General features: G+C 54.7%; 10 protein-coding genes. 7 read left to right on the top strand and 3 right to left on the bottom strand.

The window, feature by feature from the left end; genetic code table 11:
* Positions 1–38: 38 nt before the first annotated feature.
* From Q1K76_RS08080 to Q1K76_RS08070, 3 genes are all read right to left on the bottom strand, one after another.
* Positions 39–1,205: an acyltransferase gene (locus Q1K76_RS08080; RefSeq protein ID WP_300132407.1), complete on the bottom strand. Its 1,167-nt coding sequence runs from the start codon at positions 1,203–1,205 to the stop codon at positions 39–41.
* 73 nt (positions 1,206–1,278) lie between these two features.
* Positions 1,279–2,340, bottom strand: coding sequence for an RluA family pseudouridine synthase (locus tag Q1K76_RS08075; RefSeq protein WP_087408471.1), 1,062 nt, complete (start codon positions 2,338–2,340; stop codon positions 1,279–1,281).
* A gap of 18 nt (positions 2,341–2,358) precedes the next feature.
* Entirely contained in the window at positions 2,359–2,937 is a 579-nt protein-coding gene (locus tag Q1K76_RS08070) for a PASTA domain-containing protein (RefSeq protein ID WP_158096849.1), read from the bottom strand.
* Between the two features lie 328 nt (positions 2,938–3,265).
* Here Q1K76_RS08070 and Q1K76_RS08065 point away from each other — a divergent pair, with 328 nt between their 5' ends.
* From Q1K76_RS08065 to Q1K76_RS08035, 7 genes are all read left to right on the top strand, one after another.
* Positions 3,266–4,159: a hypothetical protein gene (locus Q1K76_RS08065; RefSeq protein ID WP_087408473.1), complete on the top strand. Its 894-nt coding sequence runs from the start codon at positions 3,266–3,268 to the stop codon at positions 4,157–4,159.
* 218 nt (positions 4,160–4,377) lie between these two features.
* Positions 4,378–5,832 carry a TolC family protein gene (locus Q1K76_RS08060; RefSeq protein ID WP_087408474.1) on the top strand — a complete coding sequence of 485 codons (1,455 nt, stop codon included), beginning with the start codon at positions 4,378–4,380 and terminating at the stop codon, positions 5,830–5,832.
* Between the two features lie 36 nt (positions 5,833–5,868).
* Positions 5,869–6,870 (top strand): HlyD family secretion protein, encoded by a 1,002-nt coding sequence (locus Q1K76_RS08055; RefSeq protein ID WP_300132403.1) that lies wholly within the window; start codon positions 5,869–5,871, stop codon positions 6,868–6,870.
* 40 nt (positions 6,871–6,910) lie between these two features.
* The gene (locus Q1K76_RS08050; RefSeq protein WP_300132401.1) at positions 6,911–8,092 is read left to right on the top strand and encodes an ABC transporter permease; all 1,182 of its coding nucleotides are present in this window, start codon (positions 6,911–6,913) and stop codon (positions 8,090–8,092) included.
* Positions 8,093–8,110: 18 nt separating this feature from the next.
* Positions 8,111–9,331 carry an ABC transporter permease gene (locus Q1K76_RS08045; protein ID WP_289542039.1) on the top strand — a complete coding sequence of 407 codons (1,221 nt, stop codon included), beginning with the start codon at positions 8,111–8,113 and terminating at the stop codon, positions 9,329–9,331.
* 165 nt (positions 9,332–9,496) lie between these two features.
* Complete coding sequence (locus tag Q1K76_RS08040; RefSeq protein ID WP_300132399.1) at positions 9,497–11,548, top strand: endonuclease; 2,052 nt, start codon at positions 9,497–9,499, stop codon at positions 11,546–11,548.
* Between the two features lie 104 nt (positions 11,549–11,652).
* Positions 11,653–14,460, top strand: coding sequence for an endonuclease (locus Q1K76_RS08035; protein WP_300132397.1), 2,808 nt, complete (start codon positions 11,653–11,655; stop codon positions 14,458–14,460).
* Positions 14,461–14,557: the final 97 nt, after the last annotated feature.

Below are 14,557 nucleotides of genomic sequence, written 5' to 3'. Positions count from 1 at the left end.
CGGAAACCACTCATCGTTTTGTCTTATACGTTTTTTTGTCAGGCTTCTTGCCCGGTTGCCACCAGTTTGTTTTTCAGCGGGTTGGCATACATCAGCAGAATGCACCGCTCGAGGAACTCCCGATTCTTTTCGTCGTCCGAGTCGGGTATCTTGGCCAGTTGCGAGTGCAGGTAGTTGGTAAAGGTGAGCGACTCTTTGCGAGTGTAGCGGTCGGCAAACCGGTTGGTGCCGTTGAGCATGTCGTAGGCGACGTAGTTGCCGGGGTAAATCATGTAGCCCGAGTGGATGCCCTTGTCGATGATTTTGAGTATCCGGGCCAGAATTTCCGATTTTTCCTCGAGATGCGAGAGCTTGTCGAGCTCGTCGTTGATGCAGGGCGATATTTCGAAATGAACGCGGCCTTTGTAGCCGAGCAGCCCGATTTCCATGCTGTGCAGGTCGTCTTCTTGCGACTTCTTGAAGTCGGGGTTGTCGCGTTTGAGCAGGAACTCTTGGGCCTTGAGGTAGTCGCACGGGTCGTATTCGTAAGAGATGGATACGGGTACGAGGTTTATCTCCTTCAGGTTGTCGATGAGGTTGCCGTTGCCGGCCAATCCCAACATCTTGATGAGCGACTCCTGCGTGCGGTCGTCCGAGTCTTTAGACCGGCCTTCGCGTTGGGCAATCCAGACCGACTCCTTCTTCTGGGTGATGGCAAAGTGGATATACCCCGAGAGTTGCCGGGCCGCTTCGAGCATCTGTCGTACCCCCACGTCGCGTTTCACGATAAAGCTTTTGTTGAGCCGCACCAGGTCGGATATCCAGTCGAAGATGAGCAGATTGTTTCCGATGGCGATTTCGCTGGTGTTGAAGCCATGGCGAATGAGCAGCAGGTTGAGCAACGAGGCATCGAGAATGATGTCGCGGTGGTTCGACATGTAGGTATAGTTCTTGGTCTTTTCGAGCAGGTCGAAGTTCTTCTCGGAGAGACTTTTGGTCGTCTTCTTGGTGAGCACTTCGAGAAAGGCGCGCATGACGAGCAGTTGAAAATCTTTCTTGTTGTCGAGCGAGAGCAGTTGCTGGCACAATACGTCGTAGTTGACATCGCGCAGCACGTAGCGCACGGCGTGTTCGAATTTTGGTTCTTTGACCAAGACTTTCATCTTGTCGTGGAATTCGCGGTCGTAAAACGGCCTGATATCGTCAAATTCTTTTGGGCATTCCATAACTCTTGTTTTTAAGGTATAGAACCGTCTTTTATTGATTGGTAGTTCTTTTTCTCTGGGTTTATAATATCTCCTATATATCTCGATTGGCGGTGTAGTTGCGCCATTTGTCAAACAACTGAGTCATATCCTGAGGAATAGGCGAGTCGAAAAACATCTCTTCTCCTGTGACGGGATGTTTGAAGCCGAGTGTCTTGGCGTGCAGTGCCTGTCGGGGGCAGATGTCGAAACAGTTCTGAACAAACTGTTTGTATTTGGAGAAGGTTGTCCCCTTGAGTATCTGGTCTCCGCCATAGCGCTCGTCGTTGAAAAGCGTGTGGCCTATGTATTTCATGTGTACTCTGATTTGGTGTGTGCGCCCGGTCTCGAGTCGGCATTCGACAATCGAGACATACCCCAGACGCTCCAGGGTTCGGTAATGGGTGACGGCGTGTTTGCCCTGATCGCCGTCGGGGAATACGGTCATTTGCAGCCGGTCCTTGAGGCTGCGGCCTATGTTGCCCTCGATGGTACCCTCGTCCTGTTCCATCAATCCCCACACCAGCGCCACATATTTGCGCTGGGTGGTTTTGTGGAAGAACTGCAGTCCCAGGTTGGTCTTGGCCTCGGGAGTCTTGGCGATGACCAGCAGACCCGAGGTGTCTTTGTCGATGCGGTGTACCAGTCCCAGCCGGGGGTCGTTTACGTCGTAGTTGGGGGTGTTGCGGAAGTAGTAGGCCAGGGCGTTTACCAGCGTACCGCTGTAATTGCCATGCCCGGGATGCACCACCAGTCCGGCCGGCTTGTTCACCACCAGCACGGCATCGTCTTCGTAGACGACGTCGAGGGGAATATCCTGAGGTATGATTTCAAATTCGTAGCGGGGGCGGTCCATGACGACCGAAACGACATCGAGCGGCTTCACCCGGTAGTTCGACTTGACGGGCTTGCCGTTGACCAGTATGCAGCCGGCCTCGGCAGCCTGTTGCACCCGGTTGCGCGACGAGTTTTCGAGGCGGGCCACCAGAAATTTGTCTACCCGCAGCAGGCTCTGCCCCTTGTCGGCAACAAACCGAAAGTGCTCGTAAAGCTCCCGTTCACCCTCTTCGGCAACGATTTTATCGTCGGCTTCTATGTCTTCGTCGCAAAAGTTCATTCTTGTCGCATCGTCTGTTTAGTTAAACCAACTTTCATCGGTCAGCGATTCGGTATCCATGGCTTGTGGAGCCTCTTCGTCGGTGGTCGAGTCGGTGTAGACTTCGGGTACACCGTTACCCACGAGCAGTGTCAATGAGCTGCCGGCGGGTACTTTGTCGCCGGCTTGCAAGGTTTCGCCTTGATATTGTAGCCCCATGACCAAATCGGGGTACTCCGATGGAACCTCCTGGATGCGTACGTCGTTCAGGCCCCGGCTCTCCAGCAGCGAAAGCGCCTGGCGCATCGACATGTCGACCACTTTGGGGCAGGTAATCATGCGCGGGGAGTAGGCGTTTATCGAGATGTAGACGATACGTCCCTCCTTCACTTTGCTGCCGCCGGCCGGAGTCTGCTCTACGACCGTGCCGGGCACGGCTTCGTCGATAAACAGCGAGTCGATGATGTCGTATCTAAAGCCTTCCCGGTCGAGTATGCGCAGGGCATCGGGCAAGGCCATGGCCTTTACGTCGGGCACGAGCACGGCTTTCCCGTGTCGTGTATATAGTTTCAGCCCGTAGAGGGTGATTCCGATTAACAGAAAAAAGACGATAACCATCTGTACTAATGTTTTGATTATCGGGTGCTTTTTGAAAAATTCGATCAATTTTCCCATCATTGCTTAGGCGTATAACTGTTCTAAGGTTTCACAAAGATAGGGAAAATCGTTTGCAATAGGTGTTAACTTAATTATTTTTATGAGAAAAAGATTTTGTGAGCCGGGCTTACTTTCTTTTTGCCGACAGGGTCGCCGCCGTTGCTTATCTACCTGTGGACGCCGCATGAATAGACTATTTTAACATTTATGACTTAAATAATCTGTTACACCTTGGCTGGTTGGCGAGAATGCGTTACTTTTGCAGAAAAATAATAGCTTCTGATAAACTATGAAAAGAAGTAATCTGGTAGTGATTATTATTGCCGTGTTGGCTGTCGCTCTGATAGGGACAGGTATTTTCATCTATATACAGCATAAACAGATGTCCGACTTCAAGGAGCAGGTCGAGATTGACAAGCAGCGTAGCGAACTCGAGAAGGAGTATAGCGACCTGGCTGCCCAGTACGACCAGTTCGAGGGGCAAAAGATGATGTTCAACAACGACTCGCTCATCGAGAAACTCGATGCCGAGAAGGTGAAGGTACAGCGCCTGCTCGAAGAGTTGCGCACGGTGAAAAATACCAGTTCGGCCCGTATCGAGGAGCTGAAGAAAGAGTTGGCTACCCTGCGCGGTATCATGCGCCACTATGTGATGCAGATCGACTCGCTCAACGTCGCCAACAAGCAGCTGCGCGAAGAGAATGCCCAGGTGACCCGCCGCTATCGCGAGGTATCGGCTACGGCCGACCAGCTGAAACAGGAGCGTGAGGAACTCACCGAGAAGGTGACGCTGGCCTCGAAGCTCGATGCCGTGGGCGTGGTGGTTACCCCCATCGACTCGCGGGGCAAGGTGGCCAAGCGCATCAAAAAGACCGACAAGATAAAGATTACCTTCTCCATAGCCAAGAACGTGACGGCCGAGGTGGGCGAGAAGTATATCTATGCCCGCATCGTGAAACCCGACGGCGACGTGCTGGTCAAGGACCGGGCCGACGTCTTCCCCTTCGAAGATCGCGAAATCAACTATTCGTGCCGCAAGCTCATCGAGTTTACCGGCGATGAATTGAACGATGTGACCATGTACTGGGCGGTCGAGGAGTTCCTCTATCCGGGGGAGTATCGGGTCGACATCTTTGCCGACAACTACAAGATAGGCACCCGCTCGTTTACCCTGAAAGAGTGAGTCGGGCACCTTCGTGGCCTGCTGTCGACGGGGTGGGGTGAGACTCTTAAAAAAAAGTAAAAATAGAAAACAAACTCATCAAATATTTGTTTAATGCTAAACTCGGCGTATTTTTGCGGGGTAATGCCGAGGGCATTATTTTTTTAAGATATAAAATTGTTTAGGCAACTATAAGCATGGCAAGTATTAACCCTGCAACGTGTAAAAGGTAAAAAGATATGAGAATCAACCGAACTTTAGGGGCGGGAAGAGTGCTGGTCGCCCTCTTTCTACTCTCTTTCCTGGCCGCTTCGGCGCAACAGCCCGTGTCGCTCGACTCGTGCCGCCGCATGGCTTTGAAGAACAACAAGCAACTGCGCATTGCCGAGGAGAAGGTCAAGGGTGCAGGCTATACCAAGAAGTCGGCTCGGGGAGCCTATTTCCCGGGAATCGATTTCAGCGGTACCTATATGTATAACCAGAAATCCATCTCGCTGCTCGAGGAGGATCAGTATCTGCCCACCAAGAGCTTCGACCTGGCTACTCAGGAGTATAAATATAATGTGGTGACCAACCCGATGACGGGTGAGCCCATCTTGAACAACGGGCAGCCCATTCCCCAGACCGTAGCGCTCATCCCGAAAGAGGCTTTCGAGTTCGATGTACACAATGTCTACGTCGGTCTGGTTACCCTCACGCAGCCCATCTTCATGGGCGGTAAAATCAAGGCGTTGAACGACATCGCCAGCTATGCCGAAAAACTGGCCGTCACGCAGCGCAACACGGCCGAGAAGGAGATTGTCTATCAAACCGACGAGGCCTACTGGCAGGTGGTATCGCTCGTGCATAAAAAGCGGTTGGCCGAGAGCTACACCGCCCTGCTCGACACCCTCAACCGCCACGTGCAGGATATGATCGAGGAGGGGGTAGCTACCCAGTCCGACGGCCTCACGGTAGCCGTGCGGCTCAATGCCGCGCAGATTACGCTGGCCAAAGTCGACAACGGCCTGGCCCTGTCGCGCATGGCGCTGGCCCAGATTTGCGGGTTGCCGGTAAACTCGGTATTTACGCTCGAGGACGAGTCGCTCGAGCGGGTAGAGCCGCAGGAGCAACCGCTCGCCTACGATATGGACGAGGTGTTCAGGAACCGCAACGAGGTTCTCAGTCTCGACTATGCCGCCAAGATTTACGAGAAGAAGAAAAACCTGGCCCTCTCCGACATGTTGCCCAAGCTGGCGCTGGTCGGCACCTACTCATTCTCCAATCCCAACGCCTTCAATGGCTTCAAGAACGAGTTCAACGGCATGTTCAGCGTGGGGGTTATGCTCAACATTCCCATCTTGCACTGGGGGCAGAACTACAACAAGATACGGGCGGCCAAGAGCGAGGCTGTCGTAGCCAAGCTGCAACTGGCCGACACGAAAGAGAAAATCGAGTTGCAGGTCAACCAGGCCGCCTTCAAGGCTTCGGAGGCTTACCGCACCTACCGCATGGCGGTGAAGAATCTCGAGAAAGCCGACGAAAACCTGCGCAATGCCCAGGTGGGTTTTGAAGAGGGTGTGCTTACCACGACCAACGTGCTCGAGGCCCAGACTGCCTGGCTCGAAGCCCAGTCGGAGAAAATCGATGCCGAAATCGACACCCGTTTGTGCGAGGTCTACCTGGCCAAGGCTTTGGGAACCATGAGATATTGAAAAAGAAAATAAAAAAATAGCAAAACAAGATTTACGATGGAAAATCTAAAAGAAAAGAAAGAACGCAGTTTGGTCGTTGGACTCATTGCTTTGATTGTCATTATCGTTGTTTTGGCCTTGATCGGATTGTTCCTGCTCAAACCCGAACCCCAGATTATCCAGGGGCAGGCCGAAGCTACCCAGGTGCGGGTGTCGGGCAAACTGCCCGGGCGCGTGGTCGAGTTTATGGTCGAGGAGGGACAGCATGTGAAGGCCGGCGATACGCTGGTGCACATACACTCGTCGCTCGTCGAGGCCAAGCTCTCGCAAGCCGAGGCCATGGAGTCGGTGGCTCAAGCCCAGAACAAGAAGGTCGACAAGGGTACCCGCATCGAGTTGCTCAACTCGGCCTACGACATGTGGCAGCAGGCTCAAGCCGGTCTTACGATAGCCAAGAAGACCTATGACCGCATGGAGTCGCTGTATAAAAAAGGTGTAGTTTCGGCTCAGAAACGCGACGAGGCCGAAGCCTCGTACAAGGCGATGGTCGCTACCGAGAGTGCCGCCCGCTCGCAATACGAGATGGCCAAGGCCGGAGCACAGGTCGAAGACAAGGCTGCTGCCGCTGCCATGGTTGCTGCCGCCCGGGGCAGTGTGGCCGAAGTGGAGTCGATACTCGACGACTCTTACCTGACGGCTCCCACCGATGGCGAAATCTCCGACATATTCCCCAACGTGGGCGAGCTGGTGAGCCTGGGAGCTCCTATTATGAATGTGTTGAAACTCGACGACATGTGGGTTTCGTTCAACGTGCGCGAAGACCTGCTGAAGGACCTCACGATGGAGGCCGAGGTGCGTGCCGTCATTCCCGCACTCGGCAACAAGGAGGTTACCCTCAAGGTATTCTACATTCGCGACATGGGCTCCTATGCCGTATGGCGGGCCACCAAGGTGACGGGGCAGTACGATGCCAAGACCTTCGAGGTGAAGGCTCGTCCCGTGGAGCCGGTCGAGAACCTGCGTCCGGGCATGTCGGTACTGTTGAAACGCAATAAGTAAGCCGGACTCCGGCACACGTTTAACGTCGGGAGATTGTTATATGACAGAACAAACGGAAAATAGAACAGGCTTGTGGGCAAGCATCGTCAGGGAGATGCGGCAGCTCGTGTCGCGCCCCATCTATGTGCTGTGCATGGTGGTGGCTCCGCTGTTTTGCTGCCTCTTCATGTTCTCCCTGATGCACGAAGGGCTGCCCCACAAGATACCGGTGGCCATTGTCGACCAGGACTACTCCAACTCGTCGCAAGACTTCACCCAGCAGTTGGGTGCTCTGGAGTCGGTCGACGTGCTCTACAAGCTCAACAGCTTTACCGAGGCCCGCGAGTTGATGCAGTCGGGCGACATCTTCGGCTTCCTCATGATTCCCGAGGGGTTCGAGGCCAAGGCTACGGCCGGACGTCAGCCCGAGATTTCGTTCTACACCAACAACGCCTATTACATACCCGCTTCGCTGCTCTACAAGAGTTTCAAGACCATGTCGGTGTTGGCCTCGGGGGCGGTCGTGCGGCAGGTGCTGCTCGCTACCGGGGTAGAGGAGTCGCAGATTATGGCCAAGTTGCAGCCCATTGCCACCGATATGCACGCACTGGGCAACCCGTGGATCAGCTACTCGGTCTACCTCAACAACTCGTTCCTTCCCGGTCTGCTGCAGTTGATGATTCTGCTGGTGACGGTCTTCAGCATCGGGTCCGAAATCAAACGCTCCACCGCTCGCGAGTGGCTGCGCACGGCCGACGACTCGATTATCGTCGCCATTACCGGCAAGTTGGTGCCCCAGACCATCATCTTCTTTGCCATGGGGCTCCTCTATCTGGCCCTGCTGTACGGCTACCTGCACTTCCCCATGCAGGGGAATATCTGGCACATGATTGCAGCCATGTTGCTGCTGGTGGTATCGACCCAGAGCTTTGCCGTCATCATCATGAGCATAGCCCCCTCGTTGCGCATCGGGTTGAGTGCCGCCGGTCTGGTGGGGGTCTTGTCGCTCTCCATTGCCGGCTTCTCGTTCCCGGTACCGGCCATGTATCTGCCTTTCCAGGCCATATCGTATGTGTTGCCCGTGCGCCATTACTTCTTGATTTATGTCGACCAGGCACTCAACGGCATACCGCTCTACTATTCGCGTTGGCACTATGTGGCGCTCATTCTCTTTGCCGTAGCGTCGACCCCGTTGTTGCCCCGGCTCAAAAAGGCCCTCATGCGGCAGGTATATGTACCGTGATGTAAAAAACAGATTGCTATGAAATTTTTCCACTCCATAAGAATAGGATTGGCCGACATCTACTACATCTGGCGGCGGGAGTACCGTGCCGTCTTCCAGGATTTCGGGGTTATCCTCTTTTTCTTTGCCTTGCCCTTTGTCTATCCCATCGTCTATGCTGCGGTTTATAATCCCGAGGTGGTACGCGATGTACCTATGGTGGTGGTCGACAATGCCCGCACCCCGTTGAGTCGGGAGTTGGCTCGCGAGATGGATGCCACGCCGAACGCCCGTATCGTCTCCTACTGTGCCAACATGGATGAGGCCAAGCGCATGATGCACGAGAAGAACTGCTACGGTATCTTGTTTATCCCGAGCGACTTCAGCCAGAAGATCGAACGGGGCGAGCAGAGTGTCGTATCGTTCTATTCCGATATGAGTATCCTGCTCAATTACAAAGGATTCCTCATTGCACTCACCGATGTGACCATGAATCTGGGCGGCCGGTTGCAAACCCAGTCGTTGGGCGGTGCCACGCAAGAGCAGATCAACGTAGCCACTCAGCCCATTCCCTACGTCTCGGTCAACCTCTACAACCCCGAGTCGGGTCTGGCCTCTTTCCTGCTGCCCGCCATCCTGATACTCATCCTGCAGCAGAGTCTTATTTTGGGTATCGGCATGCTGGCCGGGGGAATCTACGAGCACCATCAGCTACACCTCTTTTACAGCGGACGCGAGCACATGCACAACAACGTGCTGCATCTGGTCATAGGCAAAGCCTTGTGCTACTTCAGCCTCTATGTGTTGTGTACGGCCTACATTCTGCACTTCATACCGTGGCTGTTCAAGTTCCCGCAGATAGGCAGTCAGGTCGAAATCTATTCGTTTGCCGTGCCCTTCCTGCTCTCGTCGATATTCTTCGGCATGACCCTCTCGGTCTTTGTGCGTGAGCGCGAGAGCTCGTTCCTGCTCTTTGTCTTCACCTCGGTCATCTTCCTCTTCATTTCGGGTATCACCTGGCCGCGCTACGCCATGCCCGAGTATTGGCAGTGGCTGGGGGCCATCATCCCGTCGACCTGGGGTATCGAGGGCTTTGTGCGCATGAACACGGCCGGGGCCGGTATCTACGATGTGCGGCATGCCTACACGATGCTGTGGATACTTACCGGTGTCTACTTCGTCACCACCTGTCTGGTCTATCGGTATCAGATATGGAAAGACAAGACGCGGGGCCATTCGGGAGTACTCGAATCGGAATAACTCGCTTTGCGAAAGTAACTCCATCACGGCGGGCTGGCTTCTCTGGTAGAAGTCGGCCCGCTGATTTTTTTTATAAAAATGGACGGTTCTTAAGCAGATTTTGATAAATTATCATTACCTTTATCGCCCTTTTCCAAAAACAAGAAAACTTAAATAAAACAATTTATGAATCGTATTTCACACAATCGTTTCGGGCTTGCCTTGGCAGCCTGCCTGTTTTCTCTCTCGTTGTGGGCCGAAGTGCCTGCCGGATATTACGACGATGCCATCGGAAAGAGCGGAGAAGCTTTGCAGAAAAGTTTGTCGGTCATCTTAAATAATGCCTCCAATGTTGGATATGATGGCTTGTGGGAGGTTTACAAAACGACCGACCGCCGACCCGACGGAAAGGTGTGGGATATGTATTCCGATGTAACCGATTTTACTTTTGGAACGGATAAGTGTGGTAATTATTCGAGTGAGGGCGATTGCTACAATCGGGAGCACTCGGTTCCCAAGAGTTGGTTCAACAATGCGTCGCCCATGTATTCCGATGCCTGGCATATCTATCCCACCGACGGCAAGATAAACAGCTATCGCAGCAATAATCCTTTTGGCGAGGTAGGTTCGGATGCTTCGAGTTCAAAAAACGGATTTTCCAAATGGGGTAAGTCAGTTACTCCCGGTTACTCTGGTACCGTGTTCGAACCCAATGATGAATATAAAGGCGATTTTGCCCGCACCTATTTCTATTTTGCTACGCGCTATCAAAACCGTATCAACAACTGGGGCGGTATCTTCGTGTCGTCCTATCCGCATATCGTACAGTGGCAGCTCGACATGCTGCTCCGTTGGAACGAGATGGATCCCGTGAGCCAGAAGGAGATTGACCGCAACGAGGCCGTGTATGCGTCGAAGCAGGGCAACCGCAACCCCTTCATCGACTATCCCGAACTGGTCGATTTGATTTTCGGCGACCGTCGTAACGAGCCTTTCTCGCCTGCGGGTGAGGAGACTCCCTATATCGAGGCTCCTCAAGGAGGATCGACTATCGACCTGGGCATTGCTTCGGTCAATGTATCCGACCCCGTCACCATGCAGATTCAGGTGAAGGGCCGCAATATCGAGGGTGAAGTGTCGCTCGAGATTGGCGGAACCGACAGCGAGTGCTTCTCGGTCAATCCCCGTACCCTCACGGCCGATGCCGTCAACAACGGAGCTACGGTCGAACTCTCTTACCACTCTACGGTAGTAGGTTCGCATCGGGCTACGCTCGACATCACGGGTGGAGGCATCTCGTCGGCTGTGGTAGTCAACCTCACCGGTCAGGCCATCGACGACTTTGTGGCTCTGCCGGCCAAGGAGATAGGCAAGACCTCGTTTGTGGCCGCCTGGACTCCCAAGTCCGAGGCTACCGACTATGAACTGAATGTGTGGTACGACGACTATTCGTCGAGTTCGCCCGAGAAAGAGATATTGAATACCGTATTCTCGTCGAAACCCGATACCTGGACATACGAAGGGTATACGGCTGTCGAGAATGGAATGCTTCGTTTGGGTTCGGGTAGCAAAGATGGCAGTGCCACCTCGCCTGCCATGGATCTCTCGGCTGGTGATGCCTCGATAACGGTAGTAGCCGAGCCTTATCACAACGACCAGTCGGTAATCTATGTTTCGGTCGATGGGCAGGAGATCGGCCAGATTACCCTCGACGGGACTACCACCACGACTATTCCCGTGAAGGAAGGCACTGCCGCTTCGACCATCACCCTGATGGCCGAGAGCGACCACCGGGCCTACCTGCACAGTGTGGTGGTGAAGAGCGGTGGCGGATTTACACCGGTTACTCTCGACGGCTATCCCCGTCGCGTAGGCAATGTGACCGAATATGAGGTGACCGACCTCACCCCGGCCGTACAGTATCACTACACCGTTACCCCCTATGTGGGCGACGAGGCACAGACAATCTCCAACACCGTATCGGTAGCCACGTGGTCGGCTGCCGTCGACGAGGTAGCCAGCGACCATATCCTTATCTATACCTCGGGTACGACGCTGTATATCCTCAATGCCCCCATGAATGCGGTAGCCCAATGGTATACGATGGACGGCCGCTTGTGTGGCTCGCGCGTGCTGCACGGCGAGGAGACCGAATGGGAGCTGCCCGAGGGGCTCTTCATCGTGCGGGTGGTATCGCGTACCATGCAGAGCACGGTGCGGGTACGTAGCGCTCAATAAAAACGAATTGAAACAGGGGAGAGCTTCAAGCTCTCCCGCTTTCCTTAATTTTAATCTTGACAGCCATGAAAAATAGAAAATTTATCCAGATAATTTTAGTGGCAATGGCAATCTTCTCCCTCGGGTCTTACCTGAGGGCCGAGGTGCCTGCCGGCTATTATTATGCCGCCGACGGCAAGAGTGGAGCCGAGTTGAAAACCGCCTTGCACCAGATAGTGAGTGCCATGCACACCCTCGACTATGGCAGTGGCGAGGGGGCTACCTGGGAGGGCTTCTCGCGCACCGACCGCCTCGACGATGGTAGCGTATGGGATCGCTACTCCTCCGAAGTGCGCTATTTCGATGGCTACAAGGCGGTCGACGGCATGCACATCGAGCACTCCTTCCCCAAGAGCTGGTGGGGTGCCTACGAGAATAACGCCTACCGCGACCTGCATCACCTCTATCCGGCCGACGGCTCGGCCAACTCGTCGAAGAACAACCTGCCGCTGGGCGAGGTCACGGGTACCCCGGGCTTCGACAATGGCGTTTCCAAAATCGGTTATAATGGTTTTGGTACCGACTATACCGACCGCTGCTTCGAACCGGCCGACGAGTACAAGGGCGACTTTGCCCGGGCCTATTTTTATGTGGTTACGGCTTACGAAAATCTCTACGATTATTGGCAATCGCCCATGGTCGACAACAACACCTATCCGGTGTGGAAGGATTGGGCCCGCGACCTCTTGCTCGAATGGCACCGGCAGGACCCGCCGAGCGAACGCGAGATGGCTCGCAACGATTCGGTCTACGCCATACAGGGCAACCGCAACCCTTATATCGATTATCCCGATCTGGTCGAATATGTGTGGGGCGACCACATGGGCCAGGCCTACACCTTCCCCGAAGAGACGGCTCCCTTCCTGGCTCTGCCTCGCTATGGCGAGTCGGTCGACATGGGGGTGATTCTGGCGGGCGACAGCCGCTCGGCACAGCTCGAGATTCTGGGTGACAACCTCACCTCGGCATTAAGTATCGCTTGGACTCAAGGCAATATATTCTCCTTGTCGGCCACGACACTTTCGCCGCAACAGGTGAGCGACGGGTATAGCCTCGAAATCGCTTGCGACCGCCCGGCACAGGGCGAATATCGCGACACCTTGACCATCGTGGGTGGAGGTCTCGAGCGGCAATATCGCATCCCCGTGCAACTGATTGTGGTACCCTCGTTCATCGTTACTGGTGCTACCGACATCACGGCATCCGAAGCTACGGTGCAATGGGTCAACTACCCCTCGGCTACCGACTACCGGGTATCGCTCTGGCGGGGCAATACGTCTGCCGGCGATCTCATCATCTCGGCCTATGTCGAGGGCTCGAGCTACAACAAGGCCATCGAACTCTACAACGGCACGGGCGCTCCCGTTGACCTCTCGGCATACAGCCTGCGCATCGAGTCGAACGGCGGCGGCAGTTTCTACAACGATACCCCGCTGGGCAATGCCGTATTGCAGAATGGCGAGACCTGGTTGCTGCTGAACGAGCAGTCGACCGACGCCACGCTCCGCGCCAAGGCTTCGCAGATGATTCCCGGCGGAGAAGATTCGCCGCTCAATTTCAACGGCAACGACGCTGTGGCACTCTGCCGCAACGGCATCATCATCGACGTGGTAGGTTTTGCTGGCGAAATAGCCTATTGGGGACAGGACAAGACCCTCTATCGCCAATCCCGCGTTACGCACCCCTCGGCCGTATACGACCCGAGCGAATGGACCGAAGCACCCAAAGACGACTTTTCGCAACTGGGCAGTTTTGCGATGCAGTTCGATGCGGAGCGCGAGTATATGTATGACGGAGAGTCGGCCGGTCTTGGTCTGGAATATCGTTTCACCGGACTCCGACCGTTGACGCGCTACACCTATCGGGTCGATGCCGTCACCCCCTCCGCTACCGTCGCTGCGGCATACAGCATGCAGTTTGTCACCGATTCGCTCGAGACTCCTCAGCTGCTCGATGCCTCCGAAGTGACCGATACCTCCTTCCGCATCAACTGGGAAGAGGTGCAGGCCGCCGACGACTACGAGGTGCTTTGCTTTACGCAGAGTGGCGAGCAGCACACCGTGACCGAAGGTTTCGACAACGTGGGCTCCAAGGGCGAACCTTTGCCCGACGGCTGGAGCGGCAATGCGAGCGGCAACTACACCTCGGCGGCCAGCAGTGGCCAGTCGGCACCCTCGGTAGCCCTGAAGGCAACGGGCGAATACCTGTGTACCCCCACCTATCCTCAGGGCATCGTCTCCTTCTCGTTCATGTACCGCTTCGCCTCGTCGGGTTCCGGCTCCTATGTGGTGGTCGAGAAACAGGTGGGCGGCAACTGGGCGTCGGTCGATACCCTGCGCTACGTCAATACGTCGAAATATTATCCGAGCTACACCTTCTCGATTGACGAGGGGGTAACGGCCATGAAGATAACCTATGCCCACAAGGCAACCGGCAACGTGGCTATCGACGATGCCACGATTGTCTATGGCGACTATCTCAATACCGTCCACACGCAGGAGCGGATAGGGCAGGTCACCTCGTATGTGGTTCACGATCTCGAGCCGTTGAGCGAGTATCACTATCAGGTGCGGGCTCTTTGCGACGATGTGGTTTCGCCCTGGTCGCCGGTGCAGAGGGTGACGACGGCCGAATTCTCGGGCATGGCCCGACCTCAGGCCGATACCCCGCGAGTCTATGCCGCCGACGGTCGGGTGGTTGTCTCCGGTCTATCGGGCTGTGGGCAGGTTGCCATATACAATCTGTCGGGGCAGCTTCTCTATTCCGGTTCCGTAGATGACCGTGGCGAGATAGTTGTCGGATTGAATCGAGGCATCTATTTGGTGCGCGTGGTCGACTGCAATCAAATATACAATTATAAGGTCGGTTTGTAAAATGCAGACCAATAGGTGATTGATGGCATCCTTGAAAAAAAATTGAAAAAAAGTTGCTGAAAAATTTGGAAGGGAAAAGAAAAAGGGTGTATCTTTG

Source organism: uncultured Barnesiella sp., from assembly GCF_946496565.1.
In the GTDB taxonomy this organism is placed as follows: Bacteria; Bacteroidota; Bacteroidia; order Bacteroidales; family Barnesiellaceae; genus Barnesiella; species Barnesiella merdigallinarum.
The sequence above is the reverse complement of the archived record's forward strand: the minus strand, read 5'-3'. Positions and strand labels throughout refer to the sequence as shown.

Excerpts from the sequence above, each read along its gene's own strand:
- Q1K76_RS08080 (WP_300132407.1), bottom strand. The coding sequence starts at position 1,205 with ATGGAATGCCCAAAAGAATTTGACGATATCAGGCCGTTTTACGACCGC.
- Q1K76_RS08075 (WP_087408471.1), bottom strand. The coding sequence starts at position 2,340 with ATGAACTTTTGCGACGAAGACATAGAAGCCGACGATAAAATCGTTGCC.
- Q1K76_RS08070 (WP_158096849.1), bottom strand. The coding sequence starts at position 2,937 with ATGGTTATCGTCTTTTTTCTGTTAATCGGAATCACCCTCTACGGGCTG.
- Q1K76_RS08065 (WP_087408473.1), top strand. The coding sequence starts at position 3,266 with ATGAAAAGAAGTAATCTGGTAGTGATTATTATTGCCGTGTTGGCTGTC.
- Q1K76_RS08060 (WP_087408474.1), top strand. The coding sequence starts at position 4,378 with ATGAGAATCAACCGAACTTTAGGGGCGGGAAGAGTGCTGGTCGCCCTC.
- Q1K76_RS08055 (WP_300132403.1), top strand. The coding sequence starts at position 5,869 with ATGGAAAATCTAAAAGAAAAGAAAGAACGCAGTTTGGTCGTTGGACTC.
- Q1K76_RS08050 (WP_300132401.1), top strand. The coding sequence starts at position 6,911 with ATGACAGAACAAACGGAAAATAGAACAGGCTTGTGGGCAAGCATCGTC.
- Q1K76_RS08045 (WP_289542039.1), top strand. The coding sequence starts at position 8,111 with ATGAAATTTTTCCACTCCATAAGAATAGGATTGGCCGACATCTACTAC.
- Q1K76_RS08040 (WP_300132399.1), top strand. The coding sequence starts at position 9,497 with ATGAATCGTATTTCACACAATCGTTTCGGGCTTGCCTTGGCAGCCTGC.
- Q1K76_RS08035 (WP_300132397.1), top strand. The coding sequence starts at position 11,653 with ATGGCAATCTTCTCCCTCGGGTCTTACCTGAGGGCCGAGGTGCCTGCC.